At 41.9% G+C, this 26914-nt stretch carries 19 protein-coding genes; 6 read left to right on the forward strand and 13 right to left on the reverse strand.

Annotated features, from left to right (window positions below):
• Window positions 1–22: 22 nt before the first annotated feature.
• Entirely contained in the window at window positions 23–727 is a 705-nt protein-coding gene (locus N667_RS18750) for a 2-phosphosulfolactate phosphatase (RefSeq protein ID WP_232223978.1), read from the forward strand.
• A gap of 108 nt (window positions 728–835) precedes the next feature.
• Here the strand turns inward: N667_RS18750 and N667_RS0113235 are convergent, their stop codons facing one another.
• The 3 genes from N667_RS0113235 to N667_RS0113245 are packed head-to-tail and all read right to left on the reverse strand — an operon-like array spanning window position 836 to window position 2099.
• Window positions 836–1129: a nucleotidyltransferase domain-containing protein gene (locus N667_RS0113235; RefSeq protein ID WP_027410018.1), complete on the reverse strand. Its 294-nt coding sequence runs from the start codon at window positions 1127–1129 to the stop codon at window positions 836–838.
• The gene (locus N667_RS0113240) at window positions 1110–1565 is read right to left on the reverse strand and encodes an HI0074 family nucleotidyltransferase substrate-binding subunit (protein WP_027410019.1); all 456 of its coding nucleotides are present in this window, start codon (window positions 1563–1565) and stop codon (window positions 1110–1112) included. Before N667_RS0113240 ends, N667_RS0113235 begins: the two co-directional genes overlap by 20 nt.
• A gap of 21 nt (window positions 1566–1586) precedes the next feature.
• A complete protein-coding gene (locus N667_RS0113245; protein ID WP_027410020.1) occupies window positions 1587–2099 on the reverse strand; it encodes a hypothetical protein in 513 nt (170 codons plus the stop codon).
• 755 nt (window positions 2100–2854) lie between these two features.
• Here N667_RS0113245 and yhfH point away from each other — a divergent pair.
• Window positions 2855–2983 carry a protein YhfH gene (gene yhfH / locus N667_RS19530; protein WP_084279206.1) on the forward strand — a complete coding sequence of 43 codons (129 nt, stop codon included), beginning with the start codon at window positions 2855–2857 and terminating at the stop codon, window positions 2981–2983.
• Window positions 2984–3050: 67 nt separating this feature from the next.
• The gene (locus N667_RS20350) at window positions 3051–3182 is read left to right on the forward strand and encodes a hypothetical protein (protein ID WP_269528358.1); all 132 of its coding nucleotides are present in this window, start codon (window positions 3051–3053) and stop codon (window positions 3180–3182) included.
• A 224-nt stretch (window positions 3183–3406) separates the two neighbouring features.
• On the opposite strand, the gene N667_RS20230 is transcribed toward N667_RS20350, so the two are convergent.
• Together N667_RS20230 and N667_RS0113265 are read right to left on the reverse strand one after the other, a co-directional pair.
• Window positions 3407–3556, reverse strand: coding sequence for a hypothetical protein (locus N667_RS20230; RefSeq protein ID WP_156936131.1), 150 nt, complete (start codon window positions 3554–3556; stop codon window positions 3407–3409).
• Window positions 3557–3660: 104 nt separating this feature from the next.
• Window positions 3661–4395 carry a YqcI/YcgG family protein gene (locus tag N667_RS0113265; RefSeq protein WP_027410021.1) on the reverse strand — a complete coding sequence of 245 codons (735 nt, stop codon included), beginning with the start codon at window positions 4393–4395 and terminating at the stop codon, window positions 3661–3663.
• A gap of 432 nt (window positions 4396–4827) precedes the next feature.
• Between N667_RS0113265 and N667_RS0113270 the strand changes: the two genes are divergently transcribed.
• Window positions 4828–6474, forward strand: coding sequence for an alkaline phosphatase (locus N667_RS0113270; RefSeq protein ID WP_027410022.1), 1647 nt, complete (start codon window positions 4828–4830; stop codon window positions 6472–6474).
• A gap of 103 nt (window positions 6475–6577) precedes the next feature.
• Here N667_RS0113270 and N667_RS0113275 read toward each other — a convergent pair whose 3' ends face one another.
• The 3 genes from N667_RS0113275 to N667_RS0113285 form a co-directional block, all read right to left on the reverse strand.
• Entirely contained in the window at window positions 6578–7912 is a 1335-nt protein-coding gene (locus N667_RS0113275) for an APC family permease (RefSeq protein WP_027410023.1), read from the reverse strand.
• A 525-nt stretch (window positions 7913–8437) separates the two neighbouring features.
• The gene (locus N667_RS0113280) at window positions 8438–9853 is read right to left on the reverse strand and encodes a sodium:solute symporter (RefSeq protein WP_027410024.1); all 1416 of its coding nucleotides are present in this window, start codon (window positions 9851–9853) and stop codon (window positions 8438–8440) included.
• Window positions 9854–9883: 30 nt separating this feature from the next.
• On the reverse strand, window positions 9884–11227 hold the full coding sequence (locus tag N667_RS0113285; protein ID WP_027410025.1) for an aspartate aminotransferase family protein: 1344 nt from the start codon (window positions 11225–11227) through the stop codon (window positions 9884–9886).
• 477 nt (window positions 11228–11704) lie between these two features.
• On the opposite strand from N667_RS0113285, the gene N667_RS0113290 reads away from it, so the two are divergent.
• On the forward strand, window positions 11705–13093 hold the full coding sequence (locus tag N667_RS0113290; protein ID WP_027410026.1) for a sigma-54 interaction domain-containing protein: 1389 nt from the start codon (window positions 11705–11707) through the stop codon (window positions 13091–13093).
• Between the two features lie 122 nt (window positions 13094–13215).
• Window positions 13216–14187: an agmatinase gene (gene speB, locus N667_RS0113295; protein ID WP_027410027.1), complete on the forward strand. Its 972-nt coding sequence runs from the start codon at window positions 13216–13218 to the stop codon at window positions 14185–14187.
• Window positions 14188–14327: 140 nt separating this feature from the next.
• Here the strand turns inward: speB and N667_RS0113300 are convergent, their stop codons facing one another.
• The 5 genes from N667_RS0113300 to N667_RS0113325 form a co-directional block, all read right to left on the reverse strand.
• Complete coding sequence (locus N667_RS0113300; RefSeq protein ID WP_027410028.1) at window positions 14328–16256, reverse strand: 3'-5' exonuclease; 1929 nt, start codon at window positions 16254–16256, stop codon at window positions 14328–14330.
• 433 nt (window positions 16257–16689) lie between these two features.
• The gene (locus N667_RS0113305; protein ID WP_027410029.1) at window positions 16690–20466 is read right to left on the reverse strand and encodes an AAA domain-containing protein; all 3777 of its coding nucleotides are present in this window, start codon (window positions 20464–20466) and stop codon (window positions 16690–16692) included.
• Between the two features lie 835 nt (window positions 20467–21301).
• Window positions 21302–24898 (reverse strand): UvrD-helicase domain-containing protein, encoded by a 3597-nt coding sequence (locus tag N667_RS0113315; RefSeq protein WP_027410031.1) that lies wholly within the window; start codon window positions 24896–24898, stop codon window positions 21302–21304.
• 343 nt (window positions 24899–25241) lie between these two features.
• Entirely contained in the window at window positions 25242–25745 is a 504-nt protein-coding gene (locus N667_RS0113320; protein WP_027410032.1) for a DUF4411 family protein, read from the reverse strand.
• Window positions 25742–26899 (reverse strand): ImmA/IrrE family metallo-endopeptidase, encoded by a 1158-nt coding sequence (locus N667_RS0113325; RefSeq protein WP_027410033.1) that lies wholly within the window; start codon window positions 26897–26899, stop codon window positions 25742–25744. The genes N667_RS0113320 and N667_RS0113325 overlap by 4 nt, the downstream gene beginning before the upstream one ends.
• Window positions 26900–26914: the final 15 nt, after the last annotated feature.

The following is a 26914-nucleotide window of genomic DNA, read 5'->3' on the forward strand; positions in this document are numbered from 1 at the left end:
CACCGTTTGAAGTTAAAGTCGAGTGGGGGCAGCGGAGCGAGGCGACATTGTCATCATCGTCGACGTCCTTAGCTTTTCCTCGACTGTCGTGACCGCCGTCGACTATGGCGCAGAGATTTATCCATATCCCCCGCCGATCAACGAGCATACAAAAGCATTTGCGGAATCAATCGGCGCCCAGATCGTATGGGGACGAGCGGAAGCCATCAAATACGGCGGGCACTCGTTGTCGCCACTCTCCTTTACGGAAGCCGATCGCGGACAAAAATTTGTCATGTGCTCGCTCAACGGTGCCGCATGCACGTGGATTGCGGCGAAAGTTCCAGCCCTTCTCATCGGTGGTCCACTTAACGCCTCCGCGGTCGCCGAAAAAGCGAATGCGTTGCGGGCAGCACTCGGCGCGAACATCACGGTCGTTCCGTGCGGGGAAACATGGCCAGACGCTTTAGAAAACGAAAACAAACTGCGGCCCAGCATTGAAGACTACCTCGGGGCGGGGATGATTGTTTCAAAGCTTATCGGAAGCAAATCGCCGGAAGCGCAAGTGTGCGTCGGTGCCTATCAATCTATAAAACATCAATGGCGCGATTTGATTTGGGACTCGATAAGCGGACGCGAATTGCGCAAGCGCGGATACGAACAAGACGTCCTCCACTGCGCGCAAATAGACGTCACGACAGCGGTGCCGATTCTTGAAGGAAATCGGTTTGTGAATGCGAATAGGTGAGCGCTAGGCATGTGAACGGTTGGAAGCGGCTCGCCGACACCGATGCCATTGGCGGTAAAAAGAGAATGGGCAGTCGGTGATAATCCGTCTGCCCGCTCAACACATCCCTCATTTTTCATAAATCACCATTCCATCGCGTTCGATTTGCCGCTCGATTTCTTGGTTCAACGAATCGCAAAATAGCACATCACATGAATATATGCCAACAATGTCGTCAATATCACTGATCACTTTCCACTTTTGCTTTCCCGTATAATCAATGCACAAATCGATATCGGAATTACGGCGCGCCGTATTTTTTGCGCGCGAGCCAAATAAAATGACTTTTTGAATCTCTTTCTCGCTTTGAAAATACGCGATCAGGCGCTCAAAGACATTTTTGTTAATTCCATGTGTCACGATCGATCACTTCTTCTTTAATATTTTGCAACAATGCTTCGATTTGCTGAACGTATTGATCAACAATTTTTTGTTTGATCTGTTCATAATCCTCTTCATTATATACATGAGCCATTGCATTGCGCGAACTTAATATATCGTTCCATATATCGATATTTTCAATCCAGCCTTCTTTGAAAGCTTGCCGATAGCACGCTCTTGGGCTGTGCAATTCCAACCCGGACGCCTTGAAAATCTTCGACAGCAGCTTCCAAAGCTGATCTTCGAGAATTTCATATTTTTTTACGATTGAATCTCGATATACTTCTTTCATTAATTCATCTTCCGCTGCCACTTGTTGAGAAGCGGAAATGACGTTCTTTAAATGCAGCAATAAGCGAAACGCATATTGGTATGATAGAACAATCGATTCTTTATATTTGTCAAATAAGTCGCTCATCAAGGGCCTCCTTTTATAGCATTATATTTCTTTATTTGCTATCATGCGTAGATATTCATACTCTTTGTCAAATGCTTCGTGCAGCCTTCCTTGTTCATATTGGGTTAAATAGTTCAACATTTGTTCAATTGTTGCAATTCTCATCGTTATAAACAGGTAGTCAGAAGCGTCAGGGTCATTTAATACGCTTTTGTACTTTTCAAGTTCCAAAAAACGCTCCATCACTTCTTTAAATCCTCTAATAGACCTCTCCTCTTTGTAAAGAAAATCACGCTCAAATTCGGTGTCCTGCAATTCCTGCTTATATTTACGAATCTGCTTGTCCCGTATTTTTTCAGCAAAATCAGCTTTTCTCTGAAGCGGTCCAAACCGAAATTTATTTCTCCACGCTAAAAACGTGCTTTTAGGCACACCTAGCTCGTTAGCTCCTTCAGTGGGAACTACATCTCTTACTACGCAAAGTTCATACATAATCTCTTTTAACGGCCTACCGTATTTTTTCTCTATGATTTCTTGATATTCTTTATTTGTCATCATTCAACCCCCATCCTTTTAAAGCAAAAATTGCTTTTCCCATTCAATCTGTTTGCTTTCAGTATATCTCATTTTGCTTAACAACGCGATTTTTCACAAAAATCACCATCAAGAATATAGTCCATCGATATTGTCACTGCGGGGAAATGAAAAGAGAAGTTTAATATCAATAGGAAATATTGCTACTATTCGTATCATCATTCAACACGACAGCAAAAACATTGAACAGAAAAAATCACAGACACATCTTTATAACTTGATAATAAGCATTAAGATTAGACGCACCTGTGCATGAATCAATACTATGAAAAACGAACGCACCTTAATCATTGAGTTTTATAAAAGCGTCAATATAACCATTCAAAGTCTATGAACCTCCCCCACCTACACTTCGCTTAGAGGTGGGAGACTTCTCGGTGGATTATGTTAAACCAATTCCCTTAATGAACAATTATTACTAATTTTCCCTTGTCCGTTTTCCGTACTTTTCAATCCTTTTTCATCATCATTTGATCACTTTCCAGTTTTCGTATTTCCTTTCTGAAAGTTGAGTTTGCGAAAACGCCATTCCGATTCAATGCTGGATGTTCCATATGTTTCGCTCGGTACGTAATATTGTAACCATTATGTAGCGGCAATCTAGGTACCTTTTCAAATAAAATTCAAAAATAATTGTATAACAGATATTGATTTTTATATTCTGTTATAATACAATACAATTAACAACACATTCACTATATTAGGAGGTTATAAACATGCTATCTTTAGAGTTTTATCGCAACTTGCCGCCGAAGCAGTGCCGGGAATGCGGCGAAGAAATTGTGGAGCAGCATGAATCCTATTTATACGAGTGCGAAAAATGCATAGGACGCCATGAAGAATAATGAACGCGATCTTACAAGTCAATTCCTACTAGACGAGCAACAGGCGATGTAACAGGAGGCGAATGTAATGGAAATGTACGCACAAGCTTATCAACGATACGTAGAAAAATGTGAAGAATTCGGAATCAAAGCGATTGACCCAATCGAATTTATCCGCAACTTAACGCCAGAGCAAGTCGAAAATATGTTGAATACCTGAAATGGAGCGGAAACATGGATACGGTCCTTTCTGTAGATTTATAAAATCCCCTGTTCAATTGTGTGCACAGAGTTGAACAGGGGATTTTTGTAGTAATAATTGTTTGGTTGGTTCTATCTATGTAATTTTTTACAGCGGCATTGAAGCTAAAATATCCTCACCGTTTCAATCGATAGGTGCGCTCTGGCCGCCCGACCGAACCGTACGTAATGTCCGCCGCCACTTCAGAAACGGACGTCGTTCGGCTTGCCCGATCCGATCAACTTCCCTCTCTCTTCTGCCGTCATTCCGTGCGGATACAACTTTATGACTGCCAGTATTTTCTCGATGGATTCCTTCTCCCTAGGAAAAGCAGCTTGTTTACATCGGATCAATTCATCTACATCCTTTTGTTCGATGAGTTCTTTCCCGCAAAAAACGCCCGTTGTTAATTAGCACGGGCGTTAATGGTTTTACTATATGCACTCGAAACATGACGTCACTGTTTGCCGCGTAAATGGGCGTGGAACGGACATTTGGATAAGCTCGTTTGGTCATCACGCAAAAAATATTGCAACCACTCATAATTTTCATCGTGTCCGTAGCTGTTTAAATGGGGATGGGCCGGAATCGAATCGTAACGCTCCAATCTTTTGCGAATTTCCGCTTGAACTTTCGCAGCGGATGGAGAGGCGCGAAATTGCTGCAATACCCATCTTGGGGTAATGGCGAGCATGCAGTACGGGAAGGAGCGGCTTTTTCGCTTCGCGTGCGCTGGGGTAGCACAAAAGACAAAATACGGTTCACCGTGAAAACAAAATTCCCATAGCGGATGATGAGGGTCTTGCGGAATATGGGAAGGCCAGGCTGATTCATCGAATTGATGCAGCCGATTCAGCACATCCCAAAAAAGCTGCTCAAATTGTTCTACTGTTAGCGAACGAAAATCGTCCGATGAAGTTTCAAAAAAAATGATGAGCGATGTGTATTTCCCAAACTGCCGCGAGTTTTTCGTAAATTCTGTCATGAGCGCCGCTAACTCTTCAATGGCACTTGCTTCTCTTGGATTTCCGACAAATCCATATCGGAAATGGTTTAAATAAAATCCTTGCGTCGCTGGAACGCACGGAAATGGTTCGTTTTTATCGCGCATTTTTGCTTCAAACATTTCCAACGCTTCTCGCTGCCATAGGGGCAACGCATCTCGATCGACTTCGTCTCGCTGCGTGAGCATGATGGTCACCGTCCTCCGCTTTTCTCCTACATCCATCGTATGCGAAGCAGGACTCCATAGGTGAATGTCCCCTTCCATTTGAAGTCCACTCTTCTGGTCGCAAATGGAACAGGCTTTCACAACAATCGGGAGTATCGGTTATGATGAAGCGCGTTCATGCTATCGAGCGCTCCTGCTATGCAAGCCGACAGCCACAAAAGCATTGCTAGGAAGGCTGCGCTATCTGACGGCGTGCCGTCCCGCAAAAAACAGCAAGCAAGCGTTGATTGCCAAGGCCCCAACACTCCCGTTTCCAGAAAGACACCCCCCTTCTTTCTTCTATCTCAACAATCACCCTTTTTATTCCTTTTTAATAAAACATTTACAATCTATTGATGTTCTATTAATGAAAGTTTCCTATAATAGCAGTGAATCTTATACAAGGGGGAGAGCATGGTGAATGTGCTAAGCCAAAAGATGGTGAGCATCACACTTGTCGGTTCGCTCGTCGCGGGATCGTTTGCTGCGGCGGCACGCGGCGAGGAAAAAAAGCAAGAAAAGGCACCTATCAAAAACGTAATCATGATGGTAATGGACGGAACAAGCGCCGGAGCGACCACGCTGGCAAGATGGTACAAAGGCGCGCCGCTTGCGTTGGATGAAATGGCGAGCGGAGCGGTGCGGACATATTCCGCTGAATCGGCGATCACAGACTCCGCTCCAGCGGCAACCGCGATGGCAACAGGCTTCAAATCAAACGACAAGTATATCGGCATTCTCCCAAGCGTCGTCAATTCCCCAGGTATAGCGCCAGTTGCCAAAGAAAATGCGAAAAAACCGGTTGCAACGGTGCTTGAAGGAGCAGAACTGCAAGGAAAGGCGACCGGCATCATTGCCACTTCAGCCATTCAGCACGCCACGCCGGCTGGCTTTTCCTCCCATGTCGAGCATCGCAACTTTTTCCCTGACATCGCTGAGCAACAAGTGTACCAAGACATCGAAGTCGTGTTAGGCGGCGGCAAAGAGGCGCTGCTTCCTGGAGACGGAAAAAATAACCGGAAAGATAACGAAAACTTGCTGGATACGCTCGCCCACAAAGGATATGACATCGTTGAAACACGCGACGAACTGCTTCGCTCGAAAGCGGACAAAATTTGGGGCGTCTTTGCGAACGATGCGATGGCCCAAGACATGAACCGGCCATACACGCGCCCGGACGAGCCGGCGCTGGCGGAGATGACAAATAAAGCGATTAAAACGCTGTCCAAAGACAAAGACGGATTTTTCCTGTTCGTAGAGGGAAGTCAGGTCGACTGGGCGGCCCACGCGAACGATCCGGTTGGCATCATTAGCGAAGTGCTCGCCTTCGACGCAGCAGTGAAAGAAGCGGTGTCATTTGCGAAAAAACGCCGCGACACGCTCGTCATTGCCGTCACCGACCATGGCAACAGCGGCATTACGATCGGCAACCGCAACACCGACCAGACATATCCGGACACCCCGGTCTCCGCATATATCGAACCGTTGAAAAAAGCGAAAATGACGTTGGACGGCGCGTTAAGCCAGCTCAAAAGCGATAAATCAAACCTTGAGGAAGTCGCCCGTTTGTATGGCTTGGACGCGCTAACGCCGGACGAGAAGAAAAAATTGAACGAGTCGGCCGACCTGCGCAAAACGCTCCCTGAATTGCTTGCGGCGCGCGCCAACCTTGGCTTTACAACAGGCGGCCATACGGGCGAAGATGTCTTCCTTTATACGTACGGTCCGAACCGCCCCGTCGGCACATTTGAAAACACCGACCTCGCCCGCATCATGGCGAACGCGATGGGCTTCGACTTAAAGACTGTTACCGCCCGCCTTTTTGCCGACGCGAAAAAACAATTTGAAGCGATCGGAGCGACTGTCGCCATTGACAAGAGCGACGCAAACAACCTCGTCCTGACGGTCGCGAAAGGAAAGAAAACAGCCAAGCTCCCAGCCAACAAAAACATCATGACCATCGGCAACAAAACGTACGAGCTCGAAGGATTGAACGTCTACACGGCCGAACGCTTCTGGGTTCCGAAGCAAGCCGTTTCCATCTTCCAACAAGCGAAATAAAGAGAAAAAGGTTCAGACTCGGCGTCTGAACCTTTTTTCAACACTTTGAAACTGCATTTATTTCACACAAGAAATAAATGCGGTTTGAAGAACGTAACCCTTTTTAACTTGCTTTTACATTTGAAGTGCTGTCATTTTTTCCTTTCAGCTTCCAATATATAGGCAACCCGATTAACGTGATGCCGATCGAGAAAATGGTGTCCGCAGGAGAGTGCATGAGCGTGCTGATAATAATGTATGCCGTACCTCCGATAGCGACGATCGGCGTAATCGGATATAACGGAACTTTATACAAATGCGATTCATTTTTATCTCTTTTGCGAAGCAAGAACACCGCATTAAAAGACAGTCCGTAAAATAAGAGAACCGCGAAAATCGCCATGTCTGTCAACCTGTCAGGATTCCAGAAAACCATCATGATGATCGCGATGGCAGCTTGCACAATCGTAGCGCCTACAGGAGTATTAAACTTCGGATGAATGCTAGAAAGGAATTTGGCTCCTGGAAGAATCCCTTTTGCCGCCATGGCGTAAGGAATTCGCGGGAACGTGAGAATTTTCCCGTTTAAGCATCCAAAGATTGAAATTAAAATACCGATCGCCAAAATTTTGCCGCCGATTTCGCCAAACAGCAACGTCGCCGCTGTCGACGCCGCATTTGGTCCCAACTCCACGATTTTTTGAGCAGGAAGCACATGCAGCATGGCGATATTGACCGACAAATAAGCAATGATAACAATTAAAAGTCCGGAAATAATAGCTCTTGGAAGATGTTTTGCAGGGTTTTTCATTTCTCCCGCCATAAATCCGACATTCATCCAACCATCATACGCCCAAAGCGTTGCTAAAATGGCGGCACCCATGCTTAAATTTTCCGTACTGCCGCTTTGTACATTAAAAACGGTGGCATCGCCTTTAAAAATCCCAAACACGGCAATCAGTATAATCGGAATCAATTTTCCGACTGTCGACGCCGTTTGAATAAATCCGCCAAACTGTGTGCCTAATAAATTCAAACCGGCAAGCAAAATCGTCGTTATAATTCCGATGAGAAGGCTTGCGCTTTGCGGAAAATGAAAAAAGTCAGCCATTAATGTCCCGAAATATAAGGCAAGAGCGCCGATAACAGCTGGCCCATAGATGATCGTTTGCACCCAGCCGCACAAAAACCCCCATGTTTTCCCATAAACGTCTTCAATGTAAGCATACAATCCGCCTGTTTTAGGAATTCTCACACTGACTTCAGCAATCGTTAGTCCGCTTGCCAGCGTAATAATGCCGCCGATAATCCAAGCCAAAAGCGCCATATTGGAATTACCGGTCGCAGACAGAACGATCCCCGGCTTCATAAAGATTCCGGAACCGATCACAGTTCCAATCACCAAAGACGTAGCGACAAAAAAACCGATGTTGCGTTTTAAAGTCATTTCCTTTTCCATTCTCCTGTCCCCCCTTGTGTGTACAAATGTTTTTCTTGGTTGTAAGGATTATATCATATAAAATTTGCAAAATAATTTTTCGGAATTATTTTATTATTAGTTTCTTAGCATTCTTCATTATTTTTCCATTGTTAATCCTTCTATAATAAATATTTATTAAAAATACAAAAAATTAATACTATATAAAAATTTTATTATTTATTATATTTAGAAAATTACTTCTATTGCGTTTATAGCTCTGAACTTTAAATAAAAAAGAAGCCCTTTTGGGGACTTCTTGTTTCACAAATATAAACGTTGTTCATCTTTTAGATAAAAATCGAACACTTCTTCAGAAAATGCTGCAGGGCGGTTTCTCTTTTTTCGCCATGCAGCGAACAAGATGCTTCATCTATGAACACGCGCAAAAATGGTTCAATTCCATGCGTTCACTTCAGCAAAAGCAGCGCAAGATCGTTCGCACAATTCAACGATAAAACAGATGACGTGGAGCCATGAGCGTTTTTCCGCTTGCAGCGTTATAGTTCACAGAACCCCTTCTTGATCTTCTACTAGCTCGTTTCCTTTTCTGAGGCGTAAAGACGGATATAAGGAGAAAACAATGATCGAAACGACACTAACTGCAATCCCGTACATAATCGGATTCGTGGAACTCAAGCCTTCCACCGCCAAGCCAGCAAGCACGACTAACGAACTGATTACAATCGAATAGAAACCGGCTTTTGCGGTTGCCTTTTTCCAGAAGAAACCGAGAACGACAGGCACAAAAATCGCCCCCGACAAAATCGCATAAGCCACATCCAACGCGACAAGGACATCTTGAATCCAGACGGCAAACACGATCGCAATAACCCCAATCGCTAAAGTAATCATTCGCGACAGAAAAACAAACTTTTGCTCGCTCATGTCTTTTAGCCAGTACTGCTTTAAAATATCATGTGACAAAAGCGTGGAAGAAGCAAGCAGCGTTCCGGAAGCAGTCGACATTAACGCCGAACATACACTAGCTAAAATGAGTCCTAACAAACCGTGCGGCAGAACGGTCAACGACATTTTAGCAAATACACTTTGCGGATCACTAATAGTCGGAAAAACAATGACTGCACACATGCCAATAACGCTTAACGTCAAAGCATAGGCAACGCTATATAAACCAGCGTATACGGCACCGCTTCTTGCAATTTTACGCGTGCGCGCCGTAAACACCCGCTGCCAAATATCCTGTGACACCACCATTCCTAAAGTATATAGCAAAAAATACTGAAAAATATTGGCCCACCCGATTGATGTCAAATCGAAATGCGCCGCAGGCAACTGTTCAGAAAGCGCTTTCCAACCACCGACATGTGACAGGCTCATCGGCAGCATCACGAAAAAGATGCCGACGGTCATGATGAGAAATTGAATAATGTCCGTCATCGTCACGCTCCACATTCCTCCGAGAATCGTATAAAATAATACGATTCCTCCTCCAACTAGCATCGAAGCCGTCATATTCCAGCCTAAAACCGCATGAATAATCGTACCCATTCCTATTACTTGCGTCACGGAAACCATCATCGTGTAAATGGCCGCAACAAGCGCGCTAATCAAACGTGTTTCCTTATTGTAGCGGCGTCCGAGCAATTCACCAATCGTAGTTACATTGGCCCCGTAAATTTGATTCGTAAAAAACAAACCGAGCACAGTGATCCCCAAGCCAATCATAAATACGAACCATATGCCGGAAAGTCCGAACTGATACCCTAGTTTAGCCGTCCCAATCGTCGAAGCCCCTCCAAGAATGACCGCAGACAGGCAACCAAGATAGATAAACAACCCGAGATTTCTTCCGGCAAGCGCGTAATCCTCTACCGTTTTTGCCTTTTTCGCTCCTAAAACTCCTACAATAATTAACAAAAGAAAGTAAAATAAAATAATTCCGGTATCAAGCACGCTCATAAAAATCCCTCCATTCTTTTATTTAAAGTCCTATTTTGACTTCCCATTCATGATTGGATGTGCGTTAATTTCTATTTCGTATTCGGTCAATGCTTCATCTAGCATGTTTAAACCCTCATCAATCTGCTCTTTCGTCACAGTGAGCGGCGGAATCATCCGAATGACTTCCCCTTTGTTTCCGCATAGATAAAAAAGAACTCCTTTTTGCAGGCAGCGGTTCAAAATATTCATGACTCCGACTCCGTTCGGCTCACCAGTAAGCGGATGAACAATCTCAATGCCGATCATCAGCCCAATGGAACGCACATCCCCAATAGCTGGATGTTTCGCCTTAAGCGCTTCTAGCTTCTCGCGAGCGTACTCTCCTGCTTCCCTGCAATTTTCCAATAATCTTTCCTCTCTGAATACTTCCAATGTAGCGAGGGCAGCGGCACATGCGATTGGATTTCCGCCAAATGTCGTGCCATGGCTCCCTAGCGGCCATTTTTGCATCAATTCTTTTGAAGCGACCGTCGCACTTAACGGAAGGCCAGAAGCAATTCCTTTGGCGATCGCCATAATATCAGGCGTAACACCAAATGTTTGTGCAGCAAACCACTCGCCCGTGCGGCCAAATCCCGTCTGCACCTCATCGAAAATGAGTAAAATGCCGTGGCGGTCACAAATTTCCCGTATTTTGCGCAGCCACCCTTTCGGCGGTACAATATACCCCCCTTCTCCAAGCACCGGTTCTAAAATCATGCATGCCACTTCTTCCGGAGTCACTTGGTGGGCAAATAAAGAAGCCGCATCTTTTTCAAGCTTATTAGCAAAATACACATCCGCATCTTCCCCGTCTGGACATTCTTTTGGATTGGCATACGGCAATTGGTACGTCAATCCGTTGGGCTGCAAATATTTTCGGTACTTGCTTTTAGACGTCGTCACACTTAGCGCCCCTAAAGACCGACCGTGAAAGCATCCTGTAAATGAGACAACATACGGTCTTTTCGTCACATGTTTCGCCAATTTAATAGCTCCTTCAATCGCTTCCGTGCCGCTGTTGGCAAAAAAGAAGCAGTTCAAACCTTCAGGCATAATCTGCGCTAATTCCTCAGCTAAACGAAGAATCGATTCATACATGATCACCCCGCTTGGCCCATGCATAAGGCGGTCAGCAGCCTCTTTAATTGCCTGTACTACTTTCGGATGGCGATGGCCTGTATTGGCAACAGCAATTCCAGCGGTAAAATCAAGGTATTTTTTTCCGTCTAATCCGTAGTAATAGCACCCTTTCTCCTTTACTACCGGCAAGTTAGGATGGTCTTTTGCCATCGTCGGCGCGAGTAAATCCGGCATTTTATGAAAAAGATGCATCCAGTTGTTCTTCTCCATGTATATTCCCCCCTTAAAAAACGATTGGTTGATAAAAAATTAAAATGCAACTATTGTGCCAATATTCATTTTTCTCGCTTTGGCAAAGAATGGTCGTTATAGTTGCGACGGATAGCCGCTAAAAAGGAAGACTTTCAAAGTTGCCGTCAGCCGCTTCCTAGACTGAGCGATTTGCAGCAGTAGTTGGTTGCCCGACCGCCAAAAATAACGGTTCATTCAATAAAATGATTTGAGTATGTTAATACGCTAAATAAAATTCGAAAGTTTGTTTGATTCATTTTTGAATTAAACCACTTTATTTTGAACCGAACCACGTCAAACACATCACTCCTCAAGATAACTAATACCCCTGCCCCTTCCCCCTCTTGATTCAAAAAGGCATGCTAAAAACTTTTTGCACAAATAAAGAGGATTTTCTCGTTCCTTAAATAAATTCATTAGTAATTTAAGTTCTGATAGAAAGCTAGGAGGGAGTTCATGCAAAGTGTAGTGGATGTTTTGGAGCTAGAGCTTTGTGCCATATTAAAATCTTCTAGCGACAATATTGTCATCACGGACGGAAACGGCGTTGTGCTCCGCGCCAGCCCCAACTGCCTTTACATTTACGGAAAAGAAGTTTCTTATCTGATCGGAAAGACGGTCTATCAATTAGAAAAAGAACATATATTTTCCCCTTCTGTGACCGCTAGAGTGTTAAAGGAGAAAAAAGAAGTTCAAATTATGCAGCAAACGGCAACGGGACGTGTCGTAATGGCGACAGGGGTCCCGGTGTTTGATAAAGAACATCACATCGTTCGCGTCATTAGTTTTTCTCATGATTTGACCGAGTTGGAACGCCTGAAAGAAGACTATGAGAAACTAAGAAGGCAGATGGAACATTACCAAATCGAAATGGAAGAACTGAAACCGGAAAATATCATTATTCAAAGCAAAGCGATGCACCGCATTTGGAAGCTAGTGTACCGCGTCGCGCAATCGGATGCAACCGTTCTTTTTCTTGGGGAATCTGGTGTAGGAAAAAATGTATTTGCCCGCGCCCTCCACCAAAACAGCTCAAGACGAAACGAACCGTTTATCGAAGTAAACTGCAGCGCCATCCCTGAATCGTTATTTGAATCTGAAATGTTCGGCTATGAAAAAGGCTCATTTACTGGCGCGCAAAAAACTGGAAAGCCCGGACTGATTGAATTGGCGGATAAGGGAACGCTTTTTTTAGATGAAATCGGCGAACTCCCCCTTTCCATGCAAGCAAAGCTTTTAAAAGTTTTACAGGAGAAAAAAGTGACGCGCGTTGGGGGGATTAAAGAAAGAATCGTTGATTTTCGCCTGATTGCCTCGACCAATCAAAACTTAGAGGAGATGGTGAGAAAAGGGCTGTTCCGGCAAGATTTATTTTACCGTTTGCACGTGATTCCGATTTATGTGCCTTCCTTGCGTGAAAGAAAAGAAGATATTTTCATGTTAGCCCAATATTTTTTAGAAAAGTTCAATCAAAAATACCATACGGATAAATATTTTCACCCATCCATTGTCGACCATCTTGTTCAGTACGACTGGCCCGGCAATGTACGAGAATTGGAAAATATGATGGAACGATTGGTCATTACCTCTGAAACAAAAGCGATTTATCCGGAGTATCTCCCTTTTTCGATTCAGAAACACCCCGAATCGCCGCGAGCGAATCAATCGCTACACAAAGAACCAATGACGTTAAAAGAAGCCGTCGAACAGGTAGAACGAGAGTGGCTGCTGCGGGCCGCCGAACAATGCAAAACGACATACGAAATGGCGGAGTATCTTGGAATGAGCCAGCCCACCGTAGTTCGAAAGCTAAAAAAATACCGGATTGATTCAAAAGTGGATTAAAATCCATTTTTGAATCAATTTTTTTGATTTGCTTTACAAGAACATCCATTTCTTCTTTTTTGGCACACTTTTTGCATTTTATAACGAGCAAATACTTCGTTCCCTGATAAGGAGGTTGTTCGATGTACCAGCCAAAAGATTCATCCCAATCCCCCCGCTTTTGCGGAGTTCGGACATTTATGCGTTTAGAACATATGAAAACAACGGACGATGTCGATTTCGTCGTATTAGGTGTGCCGTTTGACACGGCCGCCTCCAACCGAACGGGACAACGATACGGCCCGCAGCACATTCGCAACTTTTCCGTATTGCTCCGTCCTTACAATCCGGATATGAATATCAATATCTTTGAGTATTGTTCCGGCGTCGATTACGGAGATATTGACGTCATCCCGGGAAACGCGCTGCGAACATACGACCATATCGTCAAAGAACTGCGGCCCGTGCTGCAAAACAATATCGTTCCGATTATTATGGGCGGCGATCATTCGATTACGCTAGGAAACTTGCGGGCGTTTTACGAGCGGTTTGGACCGGTAGCGCTAGTTCATTTCGACTCTCACGGAGACACATGGGATCATTATTACGGCGAGAAATATATGCACGGGACGCCATTCCGGCGCGCGGTCGAGGAAGGATTGCTAGATGTGGATCACTCGATTCAAATCGGCATGCGCGGACCGCTTTACAGCGCCGATGATATCGAAGATGCAAGAAAACTTGGCTTTGAAGTCATTACCATGAAGGAAGTTCGCAAAATCGGATTTTCTGAAGTTGTGAGACGCATTCACAATCGTGTCGGCGAAAAACCGGTTTTCGTTTCTTACGATATTGACTTTGTCGATCCGGCATTTGCCCCTGGCACCGGAACGCCAGAAGTAGGCGGACCAACAAGCTATGAAGCGCTAGAATACGTAAGGGGGCTTGATGGGCTCAATATCGTCGGATTTGACTTAGTTGAAGTATTGCCTTCTTACGACTACGGGGAAATCACCGCTGTATTAGCCTCTGCCATTATGTATGAGATGATTACGCTCGTTGCCTTAAAGAAAAAGCGGGCGATGCAAGAAAATTTGTCTGCCGCAAGACAATAAGGGGGACTGTTTTGCTTATTGAATATCTTAGGTTGCGAGGTTCTTAGAAACAGGTGGTTTTGCTCCCATACCAATAATAGATTTATAAAAATGAAATCTCCCACCTTTTGGGAGATTTCTCGATCAATAATTATGAACAGTCATAGCACATCCTTTTTTTCTTGTACGCTTAACTTACTCTCTTCCCTTTCACGCAAAATAGCGTCAAAATACTGCGTAAACTCCGATTCCCCTGAATACGACAAACATAAATATTCCTTTGCCCTTGTCATCCCGATATATAACAAGGAAACTTCGCGCTCTTTGTCTTCTTCTAACGGAAACGGCATCGAATCTACGTTTACGATGAAAACAGCTTGGTAGTCGAGACCTTTACTGCTGTCGATCGTGCTAATTTTGACTTTGCCGTCCTCTTTTTCAAACGACCTTTTGGAATCGTCGTTTTCAGTGATCCAGTAAAATGGAAGCTGTTCCTTTTCCAACGCCCTCTTAATAATATCGATAACCGACAATTGATGCGTCCGTTTCACCCGGTACAAAATGAGCACTTCATGCAACGGCACTTTTTTTGTTTCGTGCAGCTTCTTAATTTGCTTTGCGACCAAGCGCATTTCTTCCGCAAAACTGGAAGCTTTTATAATAGCAGGAAGCGGCCCTTTTCTTTTCGTGCTTTGCGGAGCGATGATTTCCCCTTCCAGCTCGCGGCTTACCACTTTATTTTTGAACATGGATTTCGCTTGGTAAAAATCCCAAGCGAACTTGACAATTTGCGCGGTGTTCCGGTAGTTGATCGACAATATTTTCGAGCGGCCTTGAAAGTTAAGACCAGTGTCCTGAAGGTAAGAACGCTTTCTTTTATAAATCGTTTGCGCGCGATCCTCCACAATCAACAATGACTGTGTCTCTTCGTTGATGAGCAAGCTCACCAGCTTCAGCCAATCCGCTTCAAAATCTTGCCCCTCATCGATCAGCACCGCGTCATAAGTCGGCAAGATTGCTTCTTTCTTTTCTAACTTTTCAATGATGGAAGAAATATCTTGTTCTCGAATCTTCAACTCGTGTTTAAGCCAGCTATGGAAATTGCGGACTAAAATATTTTCGTTTGTTTTTTGTTTTAGCCCGCTGCTGTTCGTAAAATCAAAATCAAACAGGTCTTCCGGCTCATTGATCATATGCGTAATCATTTGTTGGATCGCATTTGCCAACGAAATATTGTAACAGAGCACAAGAATTTTCCAATCTGGGTGTTCTTTCGCGAGAATCTTAGCCCGACTCGCGAGAATCAGCGTTTTTCCGCTTCCCGCGACACCGCGGATGAGCCTATTTTTGTCCCCAATTTGCTTCGCCAAATTTTCTTGATGCAAATCCATCGTTTTAATGTCATGCAAGGAAAGCAATAATTGGTCTTGATACGGGACAGGCGGTTTGAATTCCGCGCTAATCCGAACTTCAGGAAACAGATGGTAGCGAATCGCATTGATTTCTTCCATATTCAACGGCTCTCTCAAACGGAACGGAACAACGAACATGTTCAGAATTTTTTCTATTAAAATTTCTTCCGAGAACTCTTCTTTGTCCGGATCGATTTCATCCCTTGTCAAACATAAATGTGGCTCGATGACGGAATACAGTCCTTCCTTCACAAAATCTCGTGAATACATTCTCGTAAAAACGACGCCGTATCCGTATGGAAATTTTAAAGAAAACTTATATTTGCCGTCCGTTTGGATTAAGTTGATGTCTTTTTTCAGCACATCCACAATGTGGAACATGTTGTCCCTCGCTTGTTTAAGAGGGCTTTTGACCACAGCTTGCCCACCTGTTTGGGAAACGATGTGCCATTCGTCATGGTTGACTTGCAATAAGGTGCTTTTCGTATAATCTTTTACTTCTAAAACGACCAAGCCAAGATCCGGACCGATGATGACAAAATCGGGCCTTTTCCCCTGTATTTCCGGTTCATAATAAACAATATAATCATCCGGCAAATATGTTTTCAATGTCCGGAATACTAACCGTTCGCCGGTGGTCGCAGAAGACCGAATCGTTTCAGGTACTGTTACTGCCATAATCCCCGCTCCAACAACGTTTATTTTAGTCTATTATACTACATTTTTTGTCATAAATTGAAAGATTTTTAGGGAATTGGACTTGTGTTGAGTACAAAACTCTCCTTTTAACCTTTGGACCTATGATCTTTGTGTCGCATGATCTTTTCCTTTATCGGGTTTATACAAACCGTTTATAAACATTCCTTTCTCTATTCTCTTCTATATACGTTCTCATAAAATAAAGTTGCAGGGAAAATTTTAGGATTGAAATGAATGGTTGTAGCCTATTTTGCCCCCCTATTTAACAGTAATTATTCCTAGTTTTTATAACAAAAACTCCTTTTATTGAATAATCATAAATCCTCTCTAATGATCCCAATTACAAAAATTCCTGTTCTTCGTAAATCTTATTATTTTCATAAAAAAGGCGTACCACAAACGGTACACCCCTTTATGAAGAGCTATGCTGCAATTGTTTTTTCAGATTTTCTTCTTTTATGATCTGTTTAATCATATGGTCGATCCGCTCGATCTCATTAGTAGAATTTTTCCACCAATTTCGGCTCCAAATTCTTGTAATTTTCCACCCTTTAGATTCCAAGAACCGCTGTCTGTACACATCTCTTTCTTTCGCCGAAGCGGAACTATGATACATTGCACCATCACATTCGATTCCTAAAATATATTTCTGTGGGTTGTTAGGGTGAACAACGGCTAAGTCAATTCGATATCCTGACATACCTACTTGAGTATCTACTTTATACCCTATTTCTGTTAATTGATTATACACTTGTTCTTCAAAAGGAGAATCAAACATTAAATTTGTATTTTGTTTCTTTGTGTTTTTATTTTCGTTTAATTCTGTTAAGATCCTTTCGATTTCTTCCCTATTCACCAAAGAAACAGCCTTTGCATATTCGAGATAACTTTTCAACAACTTAGGACCGTCGTGCTTTGAGCCCGAAACATTTAATTCGTTAGGTTCAATACTTGATACGACATGGATTTGTTCTTTAGCACGTGTAATGGCAACGTTAAGACGATTTTCTCCCCCTTGTTGGCCAAGAGTTCCAAATCGATTATACACTCTTCCTTCCTCGTTTTTGGCATAACCAATGGAAAAGATAATAATATCCCGTTCATCCCCTTGAACGTTTTCAATATTTTTCACAAATAGTCTCTCGTCTAATTCTTTCGCCATGTTTTGCTGGTATAAAGCAGCAAACTCAATATCTTCTTCAACAGCACGATCTATCATATCAAGTATTTTATCCTGTTGTTTTGCATTGAACGTAATAATTCCCACAGATTTCGTCGGATACAACTGAAACAACTTCTTCAATAAATTGATTACAGCTGTCGCTTCAATTTCATTGCATTGGTTAATCCATCTACCATCGACTTTATGCCACTGAATCGCAGCGGGCTGCTGCAATGGTTCTACATTTGGGGCTATTTGGATATTACCATTATAAAAAGCATGATTTGAAAAGTTAATGAGCTCTTCAGATTTTGAGCGATAATGCCATTGCAACATTTTCTCAGGTAAGATTCTTTTCGCCAAACCCAGAAGGCTTTCTGAATCATCAATCTGGGCATGATCTTCATCATCTTCGTCACTTTGAACGTCACTCTTAAATAAATTCGAAGGCGGAAGCTGCTTTTCATCTCCAGCAATCACAACTTTGGCTCCACGATAAATTGCAGGCAATCCATTTTCCACTGTACATTGAGACGCTTCGTCAAAGATGACGATGTCAAATAGATCTTTTTCTAGCGGAAAGATGGCGGAAGCTGTTTCAGGTGATGTAAGCCATATCGGGATTACATCAAGTAAACCATTTAAAGAAAACTGTCTCACCAATTTTCTAACTGGCCAAACCATTTTTTTCTTTTCAGTTTGATGCTTCAACTCTTTTATTGCTTTACTATTGATTTGTTTGGCATTCTGTGTTTTCTTTAACAGTCGATACAAAAGGACTTTTGCTGTTAAACCTCTTTTTTGACTCAATAATTGCTTAAAATTCTCACGTAATTTTTCAAATTCTTCTGTTCCGATTTTAGTGAGGAGCGGGTGCTTTTTTTCAATTTGGTCAATCCAATGAATATAAGCAGATTGTCTTACAATATCTACCCATTCATCCCCAATATGTTTATGAACATTGTCTCCGGTCTTTTCCTTCAACATTTCAATGACCGATTTAATGAAAGGTGAGCTCTCCTCGTAAATACGATCCATATTTCGCAACTCTTCAAAATCTTGGATAACAAATTCCTGTTGCTGTTGGAACTCTTTTAATGGTATATCTCCTTTAGTAATTCTAGCATTCAGTTGATCAATAGCCTCTTGGGAAAAATAACTTTTAAGCGCTTCTACTTCTTTAGACATCTTTTCCGACACTATTGATAATTCGTAAAGAATACGCAAACTTTCTCTTAGTTTCGGCCACTCTTTTGATGAGAGCCCTTTGAATTTTTCGCCATTTAATAGTTCTTCAACGATCGTTCTTCCTGTAAAAGATGTCCACCACCAAAGCCGTAATTTCTGCAACGTTTTCTTTTCATCCGGATTTAAGTCATCATAAATTTTTTCTAGCTTATCACCAACAAGCCAGCTATACTCCGGAGTAATGTCTTTCTGATCAAAGGAACTCAAATACTCAATACTTTTTTCCGCTTTCTCAATGACGTTTTTTAATATTTCAACAATCGTTAATCGATCTTTTAAATCTAAATGCGCAAAAGATCTTCTATTTTTTAGAGGATAACTGTTCGAGCCAAATCGCGCATAATACTTTCCATATGAAAGAATGCTCATTAACACGTCTTCGAAATTATCTTTGTTTAAAGAAGATAAAATATTTTCAAGTGCTAAAATCGTATCGATTTCTGATATAGATTTTCCGCGACCGTATAAATCATATGCCCTATATCCATGATCCTGAACTTCATATAATGCTTTTGCAATTGCATTCAATTCGAATTCACATTTTTCAATTTTAGCAGAAAGTTGCTCTAATTGTTCTTCAGATTCCTCCATCAATTTTTCATCCTGAAGTAAAGAAGATAATTGGCGATATAAAGGCTTCCGATCATTTTTCTCATCATGTAAAAGAGCAACATAAGCAGATAACCCTAACGAATCGAGGCGTTGATAAACAACGTCTAATGCTGCCCTTTTTTGACAAACTAATAGAATTCTTTTATTTTCTGCGATCGAATTGGCAATTAAGTTAACGATTACTTGGGATTTACCAGTTCCAGGAGGACCGTGAATAACGAGCCCTTTTTGATAATCAACTTCTTCAATAATTTCTTCTTGAGATGCATCTGAATCTAGGACAAAAAATTTTTCACTTTCCCTCCTTCCTTGCTTTTTAATGGTGCTTAATCCATCTGCTTCTTCCGACTTCTCATAACAATTCTCACCTATCCCCAAGAGCTCTCCCAATAAGCCAAAATCAACGTTTTCATTGTCAGCAAGCGCGATTAACTCATCATAATCTTTTAATAATGCAGAGTTGCCTTGAGGGAAATTACCTAATATTGCGATATTTTCAAATTCAAATTCCCCTTTTTTATATTGAGGGATTGTATCTTTCGTATAATTTTTGAAAGGTTGCAAAGTTCCTTGGTTGGACCAAAGAATGTTTAATGAATAACTTTTTAACCAAGCAATCCACTTTAAAAAATCGATCGTTTTTGCCTGTTCTTCAGCTTGATCAAAAATATCTTCTGTTACATTAATGCCGTTAAATTTTTTTAATGCTAAAAATAAGGTTCGATTTAGTTGTGGTTCCCCTTCTTCTAAAACTAACTTCCACTGAGTACCGCTTGCTTTCGTTTTTTCCAGTTTTACCGGATATAAAAATAAGGGCGCACGAATAAAAGTCCCGTCTAACATACAACCCGTTATGTAAGGATAGCCCACATATAAATCATAAAGCCCTGTTTCCTCTTCGATTGCTTTAATATTGCGATAAAGAGTCGTTAATTTACTAGATAAAACTAAACTATCGTCATTATTCACATTTTGCTTTACTAAAGTTACATTTCCCTTCTGATCAACAATTCTTTCTAGAATCGTCTCCGGTTTCATTTGATTCAGTTTATTAATTGAACTGATATCAAAAGCCCATTTATCGTAAAGTTTCAACATTCTTATAGAGCGGTTTCGCCTACTTAAATCATTCAATCGATCTTTGAGATGCACAAGCTTTTGTTTCATGCCATCACCTTTGATACATTTTCTTGACTATAAAACATCGTTGCTATCTGTCATTATAACCTTCAGCATTTTGCATTATAAGACAAAATACGACTTTTATCAAAGGATTATTTAATAGTTGTATATTTTACCAATAATCACTTAAGTCTTCATTACTAAACATATATCGTTAGATTCAAGAAATAAATGGGCATTTGTAGTAAAATATCGATAACGGATAAAGGGAGGGATACAAAGAATGAAGGTAATATTATGGCTTATTATTGACGCTGATTGGAGTCTATGGACTGTTTTGGTGGTATGGAGTTTTGGGGAATAGTGGTGACACAGATGTAGGAAGAGGTGCTATTCAATATATAGTTCTGTATTTTATAACAGTACCAATGTTTGAACTGAGTCAACTGTTGGACAATCTCTAACTGATCTTCAACATCTCGATTAAATTGCTTTACATTAGCAATTACTTCTTCTAACGTCGCAACTAATACTTCCTCCACTTATTTCTCCATCCTTTCAACTCTATTTGATTCTTTTTCAAATGCACCGTTGCTAAAAAATATACGTTCTATATCTTAGAATATAGACCAATTGCTATAAACAAAAAGTTGATCATACTGCGGTTGTTCTGACCACTCATTTTCAACAGGTTAATGCTTGTTTGTTGCCAGCGTTTACTACTGATGTTTACTTTTCAAACCTAAATGGTAGCCTCTACATATATTTAACTAGCCGACTCATCGATGTCTGCTTCCTAATCATAGGACGCGTCCCCTGGTTTGGATCAGACCGCATGACTCCCAAGGGACACAACCTAACTCCATCTAGGTCCGCACGCTCATTGGGCAACGAAACTTAACATTTTATTCTCAAGCAATGCCGTTTCCACCGAACTGAGCAACTTTGTTTTTGTCAACAAATCTTTTATTTTTTGTTTAGCGTTCACATCACCGCCTGCAGCATGGTAATAGGCAAAATACAATTTTACTTCAGGCAACGATACATGTAAAAAATCATATTGCACTAATTCAATGAAGGCAGCGTCTTGATTAAAGTAAAAGGCATACCAGAGAAGGCGAATAAGCTGTTCCTTTGTAAATTGGGTTTCAAAAAACTTCCACTCGTCAAACAATTGTTTCAAAAATTCAAAGACTGCATCCATTAATTCAAACTCAAAATAAACCCGAAGACTTTGCAACAATAAATTCGCATCGTTCACTTCGAAAATAATATCTTTTAAATACGAGACATTTTTTTGTAAAAATGTTTTACAATATGCTTCATATTTGCTGCCTACTAGCATCCCTATAAGAGAAAATGCTTTCTCCATCATCACATCAACATGGTCCAGGCTTATATCAACATTTAAAAGAATATCGGCCAGCGTTTCTAAAAGCAAAGCAGTATCTTCTTCTGAGAGTCCTCCTTTATACTTGCTCTTGATGATCTCGCTTTTTATATAATCCATTGCAATTGTCATGTGCGAATAACATTCAGACGATGCTAAATCTTTTAATACGGAAAGTGGAATTAATAACCTCTCTTCCTCGTCTCTTGCGTCTATAGATTCAAGAAAATTTTGAACATTACTCACGTCGGACTGAACTATAAAATGCTCAAACAACGCCTGTTTCTGGAGTTTTGTAATCAAGTCGTTGGTTGTAGAGGTTGTTTCTATTAAATTTGTTGACGCTTTTAAACGATATGTTTCAAGTTCTCGCTCCAACTGGGCAATTTGTGCTTTTAACGCCTCCACTTCTTGAGCATGGCTAACAAAAAGCTTATTCAACTCATTCTCAATCGTTGACAGAATGTGCTGCTTGCCGTCTACAGGTTTTGCTTGAATCGTTGTTTTAGACTCTTCCTTTTTTAATTGCTGGCGAATACGACGGGCCTCTTCTTGATCCACGATATCCAATATCGGCAATGCCAGCATTTGTTTGTAGAGGATAAATACATGATGGAGAGCCCTTGTAATCGCCACGTACAGTAACTTGCGGTGTGTATCGTCATCTCGATATTTCTCGAGAGAGGCATCCGTTAAAATGACGGCGTCATATTCAATCCCTTTTGTTAAGTAGACAGGAATGATAACAAGCCCGCCGTTATACGCATCTGTAGCATCTGTCACAAGCTGCAAGCCCGGTAAAACGGCACTAAGCTTTTTATATAGGGCATCCGCCTCTTCCCAGTCCCTTGTAATCAGGGCAATATTGCGAAAATCGTCGTTTTTCAGCTTTTTAATAATTTTTTCAATTTCCTTCAATTGTTCCATATGAGTCGCAACCGGGCGAATGCTTGGGGTGGCCCCTTTTCGCCCAATCGGCTCTGACACTTGATAACGCCCATTGGCAAACGGCTCAATTACTTGATTCGCAAGTTGAGCGATTTGAACCGTTGAACGGTAAATTGTAGACAACTGCAAGTACACGTACTCGTCATCATCCGTAATGTCAAGAGCATCTTTGACGTCTTGCCAATCGCTGATTCCGCGATAATCATGAATGCTTTGCCCTAAATCCCCTAAAACCGTGATTCTCTTATTATCGACAACCGAGTTGATCACTGCCAGCTGGTACGGACTATAATCCTGCACTTCGTCGATTAAAATGTATTGAAACTTTTGGCTTGTAAATTGGGTCGGATCGGTTGCATCTTGCAACCCAATTTTCCCGGTGAGCCATTGTTGTATATGAAGCAAAGCGGCAAGGTCATCATGCGTGACGAATCCGTTTTCTAGCATGGCTTTATTTGTTTCGGCAAATGATTTTAATTGTTCATTATCTATTTCATTCATATATTTTTTCAATAAAGCATAGTCCGTTACAAACCTACCATACAGTTCAAATACATTCGGCAGTACCCAATGATCGATCAAAGATTGTATCTTTTCATCCAGTTCTTTTGCCACGTTGCGGGCCACTTTTGTATCGCTTGTATTCCATTGCACTTGTCTTAAAAATCGTGCCGACTCCGACTTAACCGCCTCGAGAATCCGGTTCTTGGAAACTTCAATGGAACTATGCTGCGTGTATTGTTTGAAAAGCGACTCAAGGCGGCTTTTGTCAAAAGAAAAGTCCCCAAACGACGTTGTAACCATCATATCAATATCAGGCAATAGTGATTCTTTTTGCATCTCTAAAAACTCCGAAACAGCTTTTTTATAAGCAAGAGAACCTTTGATTTTGCTGAAAACTGTTTGCGTTTTCGGCGTTTGCTTTTTTACAATGTCATAGTAATCTGTCAAAAGATACCCATATTTTTCGAATGGAATTCTCTCATGGCAGAACAATTCGAACGTTGTTTGTTTAATGCTTCCCACATCTAAGTGTGGCAGGGCATCTTGAATGTATTTTAAATACATGGGATTCGGTCCCATGATCATCACTTTCTTTTCTTCTAAACCCTTGTACTCAAATAATAAATAAGACAATCGATGAAGCGCGATAATTGTTTTTCCGCTTCCTGCCGATCCTTGCACGATAATTGGCACGGAGATCCTTTGCCGTACAACCGTGTCTTGTTCCGCTTGAATCGTTTCCCAAATCTCGTTCATTTTCGCCTTTGCGTTTTCATTTAAACGTTTCATCAAAATGGGATCGACGTATCCTTTTTTCTCAGCCCATGATTTATCAATGATCGCCTGAATGCGGCCGTCTTCATTCTCAATTTGTCGAATTAATATTACCTCAATTTCGCCAAATTTCGAATCCGACACTTTTCCAAGCTTTCTTTGCGCATACAATCCTCCCAACCATGACTGCGCTGCATACACGCGATCATCGCTCATGCCGTGGGAGCCGATATAGTACGATTGAACTTCCCCGTTTTTCGTTTTAATATCCAGCCTCGCAAAATACGGTTTTTTCGCCTGGGCTTCGAGCCGAGGAATTTTTTTAGATATCGTCGTTGCTAGGATAGCATTCGTTCTCGAATCCGCTCCGCCGAGATCGCGATTTTTAAGTTTCTTTTTAGTCTGCTCGATTTCCTCTGTTACAAGTTCAATCGTGTCCCGATAATATTGATGTTCAAATTCATGCATGCGCGGAAACTCGTTGTATTCAAGATGAGCAGTTTTAGTGCTCATTCCCGGTTCAAAAGGAAAAAGACCCGTTTTTTTCGTTGGTTTATTGTTTTTCGTTTTATGCGCATGAAGCATATACACAATCTCAGTGTGATGGTCTCTTTTAGCTATCCCGAACGGTGAAAGCCCATCCTGATTTTTTAAATCGGGATCAGCGCCTGCTTTAAGCAATTCTAGGCAAATTTCTTTATGGTTATTAATGATCGCATATGATAATACGCTTGTTCCCGAACTGTCGACACTGTTGGGATTGGCCCCCGCGTTTAAAAGATGCTTCACCTTCTCATAGTCGCCGCTTTTAGCCGCAACTATTAAATCGACAGAATGACTGGACTGATTGCTTTTCCCCACTTGCACCACAACCTCGCTATTTACATAACTTTATAATGTATTTAAATCAGTTCTATACATGAATTCCATCGTTCTTGTATTCAATAAAAAAGCTAAATCTGCCATACTTAATGCATTCTTTGAATGCCAAAACGGTGAACATGAGATGACAACTCGTATATTCACAAATCTATTCATTATTTTATAAGAAATTTTTGAAAAATCATGTCGAATCGTGTCGTTATTGCTTTTTTTCGACATAAAAAATCCCTTGGATACATTGGTATTCCAAGGGGGAAGTTTAAAAACTATCAAGCTATTATTTTTACAAATACCCACATATGGAGAAAAGATCAGCATTAAACTAAAATTTAACACCTAAGCGACGCAGCATATCAAAGGTATTCGTGTAGGGCACGTTGAATGCACGGCAAACATTCGGAATGAGAATTCTCCTTTTGGAATTGGGATCAAATTGTTCATGTGTCACGACTGTAAAATGATATGTTTTGGCGAACGCGATGAGCCAGCTATCCGCCGCGCTTGCAAACTCGTTTTTTGCTGTATCAAGATATTGATCTTGCTGAACGGCCCACGTTATAATGTCTCGATATGTGCTAATAACCTCCGGCTTATCAGTCGGCTCGAACCATTCAGCAAAATGTTCATTGGCCCACTTGCTTAATTCGTCCTCTTTATGAAAACTATTCATTTCCTGTTTCACGCGGTCAATACTGATGATATGGCCGTTTTCGGCATGTTGAATCAAGGCGTTCCAAAAGGAAGGAGCGATGTCAAAAGAATAATACCTTTTATAAGCTTCAATAAAAACGTTCGTATCGATCACAAACTTATGGCTAGAGCTCATACAGATCTCCCCGCATCGACATATTCGGCAAACTTATCGAAAGTGTTTCCAGATAGCCCCGTTAATCGATAGGCTTCGCGGTAAAGAATCGTTCCTTCCTTTGCGGCTCGTATCACCGCTTCGGCAAAACGGCGGCCAATACGCATATTTTGTGTGGCGTAAAAGTTGCCCCCGCCTTCCGTTTTCATTTCTTCCGCTTCTTGTCGAAGCCGTTTGACATACGCCTCATAAAACGAAAAGAACTCTTCTTTTGTAATGAGGTTTAAGTCCAGCGTTCTGCGGGCGGCCACAATTTCACTGACTTTAAAATAGCGGGCAATTTGTTTAAAACGATCGTCCGATGTACCGACACGCTTCCATAAATGAAGCACTTCGTCTTCAGGGGCAAGAAACTCCGCCGCGGCTTGGTTGCACACACTTTCAATTTCAATATCAGCAGGTTGAAGATTGGCTAAATCGAACACAGCGCTCGCCCCATACCAAACATGGGCAAGTTCGTGAGCCAATGTAAACATTTGCGCGGCTTTCCCATCTCTTCCATTCACAAATATGAAAGGAGCATAGTCATCAATAAGGACGAAACCCCGAAATTCAGCGACATCCAATTTTCGATGCGTATTATTGCCGACTACTCCGTTAATCACTACAATAATTCCAATGTCTTCGATTTTTTTAATAAGATTGCGTAAAGCTTCCTGCCAATTCGGTTGCTTCGATGCCCAATCACTTTCTAAACCTAACGTTTCCCTCATAGTTTGGGCGACGAGTTTTGGATCCGTTGATAAGTTCGCACGGCCTACATAATTTAAAGGTGGATGACCATGTTGAATTAAATAATCACGCATCCACTGTTGTCGTCTCTCCATCGTTTGAACCGTTTCCAAAAGATTTGGACTCGGTTGCACGGCCCCCTCATCCCTCACCGTACGATAATGAGGGATGCTCAACTTCTCCTCGGGCGGATTCGGAAGAAAGAAATAACCAAGAGGGATGGAAGTCGCTTTCGCAAGCTTTTCGAGCTGCTTCAGCGTCGGTTGGCTCTCCTGACTAATCCATTTATCGATGTGAGGAAACTGATCTTTCAGCTTATCCAAACGATCCGCACGTTTCATCGCCCATTGCAAGACACTCGGTTTTACCTCAACCTTCGTCATCATGTGCCCCTCCTC

It is taken from the genome of Anoxybacillus tepidamans PS2 (assembly GCF_000620165.1).
GTDB classification, from domain to species: domain Bacteria; phylum Bacillota; class Bacilli; order Bacillales; family Anoxybacillaceae; genus Anoxybacteroides; species Anoxybacteroides tepidamans_A.

What these genes read in the sequence shown, in the direction of transcription:
- N667_RS0113240 (WP_027410019.1), bottom strand. Translation starts at nt 1,565, where the DNA reads ATGAGCGACTTATTTGACAAATATAAAGAATCGATTGTTCTATCATAC.
- N667_RS0113245 (WP_027410020.1), bottom strand. Translation starts at nt 2,099, where the DNA reads ATGACAAATAAAGAATATCAAGAAATCATAGAGAAAAAATACGGTAGG.
- yhfH (WP_084279206.1), top strand. Translation starts at nt 2,855, where the DNA reads ATGCTATCTTTAGAGTTTTATCGCAACTTGCCGCCGAAGCAGTGCCGG.
- N667_RS20350 (WP_269528358.1), top strand. Translation starts at nt 3,051, where the DNA reads ATGGAAATGTACGCACAAGCTTATCAACGATACGTAGAAAAATGTGAA.
- N667_RS0113265 (WP_027410021.1), bottom strand. Translation starts at nt 4,395, where the DNA reads ATGCTCACGCAGCGAGACGAAGTCGATCGAGATGCGTTGCCCCTATGG.
- N667_RS0113270 (WP_027410022.1), top strand. Translation starts at nt 4,828, where the DNA reads ATGGTGAATGTGCTAAGCCAAAAGATGGTGAGCATCACACTTGTCGGT.
- N667_RS0113275 (WP_027410023.1), bottom strand. Translation starts at nt 7,912, where the DNA reads ATGGAAAAGGAAATGACTTTAAAACGCAACATCGGTTTTTTTGTCGCT.
- N667_RS0113280 (WP_027410024.1), bottom strand. Translation starts at nt 9,853, where the DNA reads ATGAGCGTGCTTGATACCGGAATTATTTTATTTTACTTTCTTTTGTTA.
- N667_RS0113285 (WP_027410025.1), bottom strand. Translation starts at nt 11,227, where the DNA reads ATGGAGAAGAACAACTGGATGCATCTTTTTCATAAAATGCCGGATTTA.
- N667_RS0113290 (WP_027410026.1), top strand. Translation starts at nt 11,705, where the DNA reads ATGCAAAGTGTAGTGGATGTTTTGGAGCTAGAGCTTTGTGCCATATTA.
- speB (WP_027410027.1), top strand. Translation starts at nt 13,216, where the DNA reads ATGTACCAGCCAAAAGATTCATCCCAATCCCCCCGCTTTTGCGGAGTT.
- N667_RS0113300 (WP_027410028.1), bottom strand. Translation starts at nt 16,256, where the DNA reads ATGGCAGTAACAGTACCTGAAACGATTCGGTCTTCTGCGACCACCGGC.
- N667_RS0113305 (WP_027410029.1), bottom strand. Translation starts at nt 20,466, where the DNA reads ATGAAACAAAAGCTTGTGCATCTCAAAGATCGATTGAATGATTTAAGT.
- N667_RS0113320 (WP_027410032.1), bottom strand. Translation starts at nt 25,745, where the DNA reads ATGAGCTCTAGCCATAAGTTTGTGATCGATACGAACGTTTTTATTGAA.
- N667_RS0113325 (WP_027410033.1), bottom strand. Translation starts at nt 26,899, where the DNA reads ATGACGAAGGTTGAGGTAAAACCGAGTGTCTTGCAATGGGCGATGAAA.